The organism is Bacillus smithii (assembly GCF_001050115.1).
GTDB classification, from domain to species: Bacteria; Bacillota; Bacilli; order Bacillales; family DSM-4216; genus Bacillus_O; species Bacillus_O smithii.
Window position 1 is genome coordinate 2,895,278 of the sequence record NZ_CP012024.1, and the last position, 11,021, is coordinate 2,906,298.

At 43.8% G+C, this 11,021-nt stretch carries 7 protein-coding genes and 1 tRNA gene; 2 read left to right on the plus strand and 6 right to left on the minus strand.

Annotation, left to right across the window (positions count from 1 at the left end; genetic code table 11):
* Positions 1-242: 242 nt before the first annotated feature.
* Positions 243-1,352, minus strand: a complete 1,110-nt coding sequence (locus BSM4216_RS13585) for an AbrB family transcriptional regulator (RefSeq protein WP_048624052.1) — start codon at positions 1,350-1,352, stop codon at positions 243-245.
* 649 nt (positions 1,353-2,001) lie between these two features.
* Here BSM4216_RS13585 and murB point away from each other — a divergent pair.
* Positions 2,002-2,946, plus strand: coding sequence for a UDP-N-acetylmuramate dehydrogenase (gene murB / locus BSM4216_RS13590; RefSeq protein WP_048624053.1), 945 nt, complete (start codon positions 2,002-2,004; stop codon positions 2,944-2,946).
* A 237-nt stretch (positions 2,947-3,183) separates the two neighbouring features.
* Here the strand turns inward: murB and BSM4216_RS13595 are convergent, their stop codons facing one another.
* The 3 genes from BSM4216_RS13595 to BSM4216_RS13605 all read right to left on the minus strand — a co-directional run bounded on the left by BSM4216_RS13595 (position 3,184) and on the right by BSM4216_RS13605 (position 7,678).
* Positions 3,184-4,326: a glycerate kinase gene (locus BSM4216_RS13595; RefSeq protein ID WP_048624054.1), complete on the minus strand. Its 1,143-nt coding sequence runs from the start codon at positions 4,324-4,326 to the stop codon at positions 3,184-3,186.
* Between the two features lie 18 nt (positions 4,327-4,344).
* A complete protein-coding gene (locus BSM4216_RS13600) occupies positions 4,345-5,619 on the minus strand; it encodes a GntP family permease (protein WP_048624055.1) in 1,275 nt (424 codons plus the stop codon).
* A 505-nt stretch (positions 5,620-6,124) separates the two neighbouring features.
* A complete protein-coding gene (locus BSM4216_RS13605) occupies positions 6,125-7,678 on the minus strand; it encodes a multicopper oxidase family protein (protein ID WP_048624056.1) in 1,554 nt (517 codons plus the stop codon).
* A gap of 229 nt (positions 7,679-7,907) precedes the next feature.
* On the opposite strand from BSM4216_RS13605, the gene BSM4216_RS13610 reads away from it, so the two are divergent.
* Positions 7,908-7,981: transfer RNA gene (locus tag BSM4216_RS13610), tRNA-Pro, on the plus strand.
* A gap of 767 nt (positions 7,982-8,748) precedes the next feature.
* Here BSM4216_RS13610 and BSM4216_RS13615 read toward each other — a convergent pair.
* Together BSM4216_RS13615 and BSM4216_RS13620 are read right to left on the minus strand one after the other, a co-directional pair.
* Positions 8,749-10,266: a DHA2 family efflux MFS transporter permease subunit gene (locus BSM4216_RS13615; RefSeq protein WP_048624057.1), complete on the minus strand. Its 1,518-nt coding sequence runs from the start codon at positions 10,264-10,266 to the stop codon at positions 8,749-8,751.
* Between the two features lie 436 nt (positions 10,267-10,702).
* On the minus strand, positions 10,703-11,014 hold the full coding sequence (locus BSM4216_RS13620) for an STAS domain-containing protein (protein ID WP_048624058.1): 312 nt from the start codon (positions 11,012-11,014) through the stop codon (positions 10,703-10,705).
* Between the last annotated feature and the right edge of the window lie 7 nt (positions 11,015-11,021).

Sequence of the window (11,021 nt, forward strand, 5' to 3'; positions counted from 1 at the left end):
CGTCTTTTTCACCTGAGAACCGTGCATGCTTTCCCCATGATTGATTTCATCTAATCGACAAGTCAAATCCTCCTCGGCAAAAATATTCATCTATTCTGAATTTTACGCCCATTTCAAGATGAGGGCAAATGATGGTTGATACAGAAGAAAAACCATGGTCATAAAAAAAGGAACGCCCCGCTCTATGGCAGTGCCTTCCCTGCTGAATCATTGCTATTGAATTCTTCGCTTAGCGATAGATCTTACATAGCGTATTTGCGGTTCACCCATTTAAAAAACGATGGCAGGATAGCGACGACAATGATGACGCGGATCACTTGAACGGCGACCACAAAAGTAGAATCCGCGTGCAGGATCACGGCTGTCGCGGCCATCTCGGCAATCCCTCCCGGAGCAAATGCCAAAACCGAAGTGGCCAATCCGATATCCGTAAACCGAGAAACAATATAGGCGCAGACAGTTGTAGCCATCACCAGTCCAACCGATCCGGCCAATCCCACAAGAAAAATACGCCGTGCACCTTGAAACATTTCCTTGTTTAAAGAAGAGCCAATGCTTGCTCCCATGAGAATTTGCGCAACGATCATCAGCCAACTCGGCCACCATGCATTCAAATCGTGCCCTTTCAGCACTCCGCCTAACGTTTGCGCGATCGCCACAAAGATCATTCCTCCAACAAGCCAAGGAGAGGGGACTCTGATCCATTTTGCGACAAAAACTCCAGCCGCCGCCACAGCCACCAAAACTGCCGTCCAAGCTAGATGAGGATCGGTCGTTTGAAGAACGGCTATCGTTCGCGTCCCTTTACCGACAAAGTGTGAAGAATGCAGCGCCCACATCGAAACAAAAAAAGGAACCGTCCCCGTTACAAGAAGAACCCGAACCATCTGAGTAAGGCTGACAACCGCTACATTCGCCCCCAACTCGCTCGCAATGCCTGGCATGGCGGAAAGCCCTCCGGGAGCCGTTCCCACAAAACTCGTGATGAAATCGGTTGAGCTGAACCGCCATAAAATGAATCCAGACAATAGCGAAAAACTGATCGATAAAAGCAGCATGGCAAGCACAATCAAGCCGTCCTCATGAAAGACACGCCATACAGTGGAATTCATTTGTTGTCCCAATTGAATTCCTAATATAAATTGGCCGATCCACATCCAATGTTTCATCAGCTTGATTTCCACTTGCTGAAAAGAAACAAACGCCGGTTTCCAAAGGGCCAGCCCGCCGGCTAACATCAATGATCCGATCATCCAACCGATGGAAACTCCCGTCCGCGACAATAAAAATCCGCCGATACTGCTAACCAAAATAAACCATAAGTTTTGCAGAATCTTTTTTGTTGATTGCATAACGACCATCCTCTTTCAGTCCCCGTCTTCTTTGCTTTCCAATCGCTTTTCATTTCTCATGATAGCCAACATATGCCTCCTCTATTATAACAGGGAAGTTCCTTTTAATTGGTACTCGAAGATTGGCTATGCCCGTTCGCTTTTGTGTGTCTGACCCACAAAAAAGCAGTCCAAAAGAAACATTCGCCCATCCCTCTTATAAGGGAGTGGGCGAATGTTTGTTCTGAAAAATACAGTATAAATAGTTTTTCCTCTATCCTTGATCTAGGTCTGCTTCCTTTTAATGCCCGGTTTGAATATATAAACTAAAAGCTGCGGCCTGCTGGTTTTTCCACAGCAGACCGCTGAATTCAGTTTCATCTAGGATGTTGCAGAAAAAGAGGGGGAAATTTCTAAACAGGAACGAGAAAGTTTTCTAAACTATCGAAAACTCCATTCAACGAAAATGATTCTCATTTAGTTCCTTCGTTTTCAATGATAATGATTATCATTTTCTTTGTCAAGGATTTCAAGAAACTTTTTTGGCGATTAGAGATTCTTTATTCTGAAACGACACGAAAACTGCTATAATGCAATATAGAAACTCCTGATCTGTCGACAGATGGATAAACGATGATTTCGACATCCGAAGATTACGAATAAAGGAATGATGCAAGTGGATGACTATCGGCAATTTTACGATAAATTAGCAGAAGTGGTCATGAAAGACAATATCAAAGTAGACGAATGTCTAAAAAAACACACCTATACACGGTTAGGTGGTAAAGCGGACCTTTTTGTCACACCTACTACTTTTGCGGAAGTTCAAGCAGTGGTTCAATTTGCGAAAAAAGAACAAATTCCTTTCACTTTGATCGGCAATGGGTCCAATTTAATCGTGAAAGATGGTGGAATACGCGGCATTGTTCTTTGTTTAAAAAACTTGAACAAAATCGTTGTGGAAGGAAATCAGCTCCGCGCACAAAGCGGCGCTGCGATTATCGATGCTTCTAGATACGCCTTGGAAAACCGGTTAACCGGCCTGGAATTTGCGTGCGGAATACCGGGTACGGTCGGAGGAGCCGTTTTTATGAATGCCGGTGCCTACGGCGGAGAAATAAAAGATGTGCTCGATTATGTGATGGTCGTGGATCGCGACGGAAACTTATTAAAACTGCCGGCTTCTGACCTCGATCTTTCTTACCGTACAAGTAATGTGGCCGAAAAAGGCTATATTGTGCTGGAAGCTGCCTTTGCGTTGCAGCCCGGCGACTACGAAGAAATCAAAGCAGTAATGGATGACTTAACAGAGCGCCGCGAGTCCAAACAGCCTTTGGAATATCCGTCCTGCGGCAGCGTGTTTAAACGGCCGCCCGGTTATTACGCCGGAAAACTGATCCAAGACAGCGGACTTCAAGGCACACGGATCGGCGGCGCAGAAGTCTCCACTAAACATGCCGGCTTTATCGTCAATATCGATAATGCTACTGCAGCCGACTATATCGCCTTGATTCGCCATGTACAAAAAACCGTCAAAGAGAAATTCAACGTCAACCTCGAAAGAGAAGTCAAAATCATCGGGGAAGACTTAACAGACCCTTCGAAACAATGCTAACGCAAAAAGCGAAAGGGATCATTTCCCGTCCATTCAAGCGGGGAATGATCCCTTTTTTCAGTATTTGAAGACATCAATGAAGGATTGGACTCATTATGATCCGGCCGGTTTCACATTTTCGTGCTATTCAATGATCTGGATCAACAACGGTCATCCAAGTCCTCTGATTTTTTTATGGATCAATGATTAACGCGATGATTTTTAACCTCTTTCATACCCATATGTGATGCATCCTTCCTAATCGATATGCTTAGCCATCTTTATCGTCCGTGCGATATGGCGGGATGTTTGTTGAAGGTAAAACTCAGCGTGTTGAACGGCTTTTTCCCACGGGATGACCCCCGGGACTATGCTATAAAGGGTATCGATTCCGTGCTTTAGCACGATGTCGCTGTCTTCGGATAACGACCCGGCGATGCCGATCACCGGAATACCATATTGTTTTGCGGCTTTGGCGACACCGATAGGCGTTTTCCCCGAAACCGTTTGACCGTCTATGCGTCCTTCCCCGGTAATCACAAGAGAAGCATCTTTGACGTGCTCTTGAAATTGAACAGCCTCCAGCACAATCTCGACCCCTCGCTTTAATTCCGCATCCAGAAACGCAAGCAAGCCGGCGCCGAGCCCGCCTGCCGCTCCGGCACCGGGAACATGGCGAATCGATTTTTCCAATGTTTGTTCCACCACATCAGCAAAGCGGCTTAAATTTTCGTCCAGCTGTCGGACCATTTCCGGTGTGGCGCCTTTTTGCGGGCCAAACACAGCTGAAGCTCCGTTCGGGCCCGTTAAAGGATTATCGACGTCACAAGCAACATCGATTTTCACCTTTTTCAACCTTGAATCGAGCGATGACAGGTCAATCTCCGCCAATTCCGACAAATGCCCTCCCCCCGGGGCAATTTCTTGTCTCTTTTGATCCAAAAGCCGGCCTCCCAGCGCTTGAATCATTCCGGCACCGCCGTCGTTCGTAGCACTTCCGCCGACTCCAATGATCAAATGTTCTACACCCTTATCCAGAGCGGCTCGAATTAATTCTCCCGTTCCTCTGGTCGTTGTGAGCAGAGGGTTTCGTTTTTCGTTCGGAACAAGATGTAATCCGGAAGCAGCCGCCATTTCGATGACCGCTGTTTTTCCGTCACCAAGCAAACCAAAAAACGCATCTACCGGTTCTCCTAATGGTCCTGTCACTCGTTTTTCGATGACGGTCCCTCCGGTCGCGTCCACTAATGACTGAACAGTCCCTTCTCCCCCATCTGCCATTGGAATTAACACGTACTCCGCTTCCGGAAATACGTCCCGAAATCCTTTTTCGATCGCACGAGCGGCTTGTAAGGCAGACAAACTTTCTTTGAACGAATCAGGTGCAATCACAATTTTCATCATTTCATCTCCGTTTCTTTATGATCCGAAAAGGTGAAATACTCCATAAATCAAAGTGGATACGACCGCTAATGTCATTCCAACAAGCGATTCATACGGCATCAGTTTGAGACGTTCTTTCATTTTCATATGAACACTGCCCGCTGTCGCATGGAAAAAGCTCCCGTGAGGCAAGTGGTCTAACACGGTAGCCCCCGCATGAACCATGGCCGCACCCGCCAACGCAGAAACACCCAACCCCACAATCGTGCCTCCAAATACGCTGCTGGCGACCGCTGTCCCTGCCGTTGTAGAAGCGGTAGCAGCTGACATAAAGATTCCGGCAATCGGCGCTAATAAATAGGCCGGCAATCCTGAATGAGTTAAGCCGCTGATGATCCCCTCTTTTAACGACGAGTTCGCAATCACTCCAGCTAACGTTCCTGTCCCTAATAACATAATGGCAACGCCGGACATTTTCGATAAACCGGAAATGGCATAAGCATTGATCTTCTTGGATTGTTTCATCGCCATGGCCCCCACTATTCCACCGGCCGGAAGTGCGATCATAGGATCAATATCCATATGAAAAGTCGGGCGCAGCGCCAGCAACGCAATGGTTACTATGGGAGCCGTAATCGCAGCTAAAAAGTCGGGCAATTCTTTCTGTTCATGGCCGGCTGATTCCGTTTGTTCCGCAATCATTGTCCCTTTTCGCATCAATTTCTTCGCCAAAAGATAAGTGACCACCATTCCGAAAAAAGCCGGAAGCACCCCGGCAGCCATTAAAGACGTCAACGGAACATGGAAGGAATCTGAGGCAGCGATCGCATTCGGGTTAGGCGACATAATGTTCCCCGCTTTTCCTCCGCCAATCATCGCCAATAAAATGGCGGGTTTGGATAACTGTGCCCGACTGGCAATCGCCAGCGCAATGGGCGCAACCGTCATTACAGCGACATCCACAAACACACCAACCATCGTCAAAATCATGGTCGCAATAGCCAACGCTAATAACGCCCTTGCTTCTCCGAGCTTTCGTACGATCGTTTCCGCAATCGACGCTGCGGCTCCAGACTCAATCAGCACTCCTGCCAACACCCCTGCGGCTAAAATACGCAGGACAGCAGGGACCATCCCTTCTGCTCCTTCCATCATCACATCCACCGTATTGGTCACATCGGCTCCTCCAGCGATTCCGCCAATGAAAGCCCCTGCCATCATTCCGTAAGCAGGTGAAACTCTGCGCAAAATAAGCACGATCGCCATCGCTAAAGCGACGATCGCACCTAAAGCGCTTACTTGAACCCCCATAATCTCCCCCCTTTGATTGTCCTTTTAATTGCCGCCTCGGTTTCGTTTTGAAGCCGTATGAGTATTAACAACCTTCCTTTCTTCCTTCCAAGGAAGTGTTAAGCTTATGAAGATAGGATATCTACCGTTCTAAATGCTTTTCACAATGAAACCCCAAACCTTGTAAACTTGCCTTTTCTTTCAACTTGCCGGCAACTTCAATAATATGTACGGGGCTGCAAAAATATGTAGTCAACGGCCAATGTTGTATTCACCTTTCAGATTCAATTTCTTCAGTGTTATCCGAGCGAATTTTCACAAAAATCCGTAAGCAAGCTAACTTTATCTACTTTTTATATTAAAGATTCACTATCCATTTGAAAACCATTCTTTGTTAAAAATCGAGGGTTTTTCGCGTTCTTAAACGAAAGAAACAGCAATCCGATGCTTATAAAGCCAAAAAAGCAAACCCGTTTCCGATTTCAATCGGAAACGGGTTTGCCAATCAGCCATCTATTTTCACATTTTATTCCGGACGATTGTCGGCATTTGGGTCTACCTTAAAAGAAGGCTTAAATCCTCGATACTTCACGTCTATCATCATACCGGCAGCAGCGTGATGCAATTCATGGCAATGGTACATCCAATCACCGGGATTGTTCGCTTGAAAAGCGATGACATATACTTCTCCCGGCTTGACATTGAGTGTATCTTTTATCAAAGGCGATCCTGTCAGCGGTTTTCCGTTTTTACTTAATACTTGGAAAGAGTGGCCATGTAAATGCATCGGATGATCAACAGTTGAAATATTTCGCAACGTGATTTTGACTAAATCTCCTTTGTTTACATAAATCGGATCCGTCTTCGGATAGTATTTTCCGTTGATGGTATAATGCGTGGTGCCTTTCTTGTCCACTTTTACGCCTAAATCCATGGTGTAGTTTACATCATATTTTTGATTCAAAGTAAATCTGGACGGTCCCTTTTCGCCGTATTTTGTTATATCCAACTGCGGCAATGAAGTCTTATAATCCGGCTTATCTGCATGGCGGTTTGACCCTTCATAAACGATTTTGGCCACCATGTTTTTGTCCGCTTTATTGTGATCATGAGAATCGATATACCATGTTCCGGGATGATCGGCTGTAAATTCAATATCATATCGTTCACCCGGCGCGACAGGGATGAGCTTATTCTTCACTAATTGCGGATTATGAATCGGGTTTCCATCGGTGGCAACCACCTTAAACGCATGGCCATGCAAATGAATATTATGAGTGATATATCCGGCGTTGATCAATCGAATACGTACTTTATCGCCCTTGCGAACCTTTAATGGCGGTATGGAATCTCCGGATTTTCCATTGATCGTGTACAAATCATACGTTCCCATGTTATCGCCGTTCATATCCGTATGATTCTTGCCGCTCTTCATTTCATCCATCGTTATGCCGGATGAATTCCATTCATCCAACATAAGAGTATAGTCTTTGTCGACTTTTTCTTCGTTTGCCCCCTCCACGATGATGGCTCCATATAAACCTTTATCGATTTGATTCACACTATCTTGGTGGGAATGATACCAATATGTACCCGGTACAGTGGCAGTAAAATGATAAGTAAAAGAATGGCCGGGTTGCACTGAGTTCATGGTCACCCCCGGAACGCCATCTTGGCTGTTAGGAACCGGAAGCCCATGCCAATGAATGGTCACAGGTTGTGGCAATTCATTTTTAAGCGTGATATTCACGGTTTGACCTTGTTTTAATTTTATAATAGGTCCTGGTACAGAACCGTTGAAAGTCCAAACGGGAAACTTATGTTTAGAATCAAATGAATTCACTGCTTCTTTTGCTGTTATGGTAATGTTATTTCCCGCTAGTTCTTTTGTAGCAGTGGTCATAGGCAAATTCGAATAATCTTTTTGACTACCGGACATTTGGGAATGATCACTGTTTTCCGTACTCTTGCTATCCATATTGGACGTATCATGACTGTTCGCTTTATCATTGGCGTTTGAGCAAGCGGCAGCGATGACAACCAAAATAGATAGAATCATGATGAACCCCAATTTTTTCATTTTTATACCTCCCTACCGTATATCATAATATAAAAAATGACAGATTGAACGGAGAGAGTGTAAACAATTCATGAATTTCCTTTTTTGAATGAAAAATTTTTCGATAAGAGAACACCAGATGTTGGAGCTTTTATCTTTGAACGACAGATCGATAAACATTTTCTTTTTGAAATGAAGGAATGTCTATTGTCACCCGAAAAAAATCGTACTATAATAATCTTGTGTCTTTCGGGATGTAGCTCAGCTTGGTAGAGCACTAGCATGGGGTGCTAGGAGTCGCAGGTTCAAATCCTGTCATCCCGATCGTTCCATACAGATTTTCAATAACCTTCCTTCACTCGACATTTTACTTTTGAAGCATCTGCTTTTTGCAGGTGCTTTTTCTATTTTTCTCCTAAGTATGAACATTTGAGAAACGCTTTCCACCCATTTTCGACTATGTTTCATCACAGGATGATAGAACCGCGGAGAAAGATCGTATTTCCTTTCTCTTTGATGATGGTGAGAGTAACCTGAATTTCATCATGAAAATGATTTAGGTGCCGCTCTTCCTAACATTTAGATAAAATATGAAAATTCTGATTTTTTACGGATGTTTTTGGCAATCAAAAAATGCATCAAATGGCAAATAATTATATTCATCTCACTGTATAAATTTTCATAAGCGAAGTCGCTTGACATGGAGCCTCCGCGGGTATAATTCATCGCAAAGTGTCGGTCCGTATGGCTTTTATAGGCAGATTAGCCTATCAGACCCGTCACTCCATGTAAAGCGGTGAATATGCACTATTTTATGCAAACTCTTAATTACCAAACACTACATCTCTTAATTGCCATCAACATTCCGGAACTAATCGAGAGTTTTTCGTTCTGTCTCTTTTATTCTTCCATTACTGTTCCATTCATTCATGCCAATAGTATAAAACTTCCATTCAATCCCTAGCGCTTTTAAGATTTATCTTTTCTTTCAGCCCTGTATTTCAGAATTTGCTGTCCATTAATGTGCGAAAAAAAGACGGGAATCCTTTTAGCAAGTGATTTCCCGCCTTTTTTCATTATAAATAGCTGAACTATTTAGCTAAATTTCCATCGGCAATTGGTTTTTTTCTCGTTCTTATACGATTCGTTATCCTATTTTCTTTTGGTTCCACCCGCCGAATAAAGAAGGACAAGACAAAAGCAATGACGGTCAAGCCGGTAGCTACCATGAAGGCATCTTGAATCCCCATCGCACTTCCTTGGTGAATCGCCATCGCCATATGCACTTTATCGGCAGGAGAAATATGTTGAGAAGCGACAATATTTTGTATATGCGCTTTTCCTTCATTCGTCATAATCGTGACAAAGAAGGCCATTCCAATAGCGCCTGCGATCATTCGCAGCGTGTTTACCATCGCCGTTCCATATTTATTCAAACTTAGCGACAATTCATTTAAACCGGCCGTAAAAATAGGCATCATCACTAAGGAAATGCCAAGCATCCGTACAGTATAAACGGCCACTACATAAGCAAAAGTCGTGTTCGTTTGAAGCCGGGTAAGCATATAGGTAGTGACGATCGTAATCGCCAATCCGACAACGGCCAGCCATTTAGCTCCGAATTTGTCAAAAAGCTTGCCCGTAATAGGCGACATCAATCCCATGACTATACCACCCGGCAAAAGCAATAAGCCCGATTCCAACGGAGTAAATCCACGAATATTTTGCATGTAAATCGGCATCAAAATCATCCCTGAGAACATAGCCATCGTCACTAAAATATTAATAATCGTGGTAAGTGTAAAAATCGGATACCGAAAAATACGGAACTCCAATATCGGTTCATCCACCACCAATTGGCGCCATACGAACAAAATCAAGCTGATTCCGCCAACGATCAAAAGCGCCATGACATCCGGACTTTCCCAGCTTTTGGTTCCTGCTGTTGAAAAAGCATAGAGAATCCCGCCAAAGCCAATAGTAGATAGTATCACGCCAATGGTATCCAGTTTTGGTCGGCTCGTTTCCGTCACATTTTTTACGAGAAACAGAGAAACGATCAAATCAGCAAGAGCAATGGGGAATATAATGAAAAACAGAACCCGCCACGAATGGTGTTCCAAAATCCATCCCGATAATGTCGGTCCCACTGACGGTGCAAAGTTCATGGCTACGCCAAATATCCCCATCGCAAAACCACGGCGTTCCGGCGGAAATAACGTAAAAATCACATTCGTGATCAACGGAAACAAAATGCCCGCTCCAGCCGCCTGTACTACCCGGCCGACCAACAGCACGGAGAAACTAGGAGCAATGCCGCAAATAAGAGTTCCAACGGCAAAAAGCCCCATTGAAGAGATATATAATTGCCTTGTCGTAAATCGATTCATCAAAAAAGCGGTGATTGGAATAATGATCCCATTCACTAGCATAAAGATCGTGATTAACCAGTTTACGGTAGCCGCGGAAACGTGCATATGGTCCATAATTTGCGGCACAGCCACATTAATTAACGTTTGATTTAAAAACGCGATCAAAGCTCCTATCATCATAACGCCCAATATAGGAGCTTTCCGATAGGATTGAACTGATGTGTTTTCAACGTTCATTCTGCAGCAACCCCTCCTTAAAATTTTTTACACAGCTATTAATAACCGTGTTTCTTTATCTATTTGAAACAAAGAAAACCAACATCCCTTAACGCATTGCCATATAAGCACAGCCGTCTCGGCCAAATAAAATTCCCGCAGTTAAAAGCGGGAGTTCAAAAAGTCTGTTTTCTTTTAGAAAATCGGCACACAAAGTGTCAAGACCGGCAAAACTTTATGGCACAAGTCTATTTATTCCAGAACACAATAAAGGTGATTCAAACATCAACTTTATAAAAAGAGCCGAATCGGAGCAGGCAACATTTTTTCATGATGTTTTGTAGTCTATACGCTCACCATTGTCCTTGTCAAGTATAACGCATTAAAGGGGCCAGACCCCTTTAATGCGTTAAAGTTTAATCAAAGATGTATTGGAAACTTGCGGGTTGTATTGGGTTTAAACAAAGACTTCCTCGCCTAAAATTTCGGGTAGTTGTATGATCTCAAATACTTCAAAAACTTCTTGTCTTACTTTTGAAATTGTAACCTTTATTCCTTTATCATTTAGGGTTTTCACTATATCGATCAATAAGCCCATTCCGGATGAGTCTACAAACGGAACATTTTCAAAATCAATATTCACTGTTTTATAATTGAGCATAGTCGGAATTAACTCTTCTTCCACGACTTCAGTTCCTTCAATATCAAAATCTCCTTCTAGTTTTACATCTAAACGATCCTCTACTTCGTTATAAAAATATTTGATCATGATACAC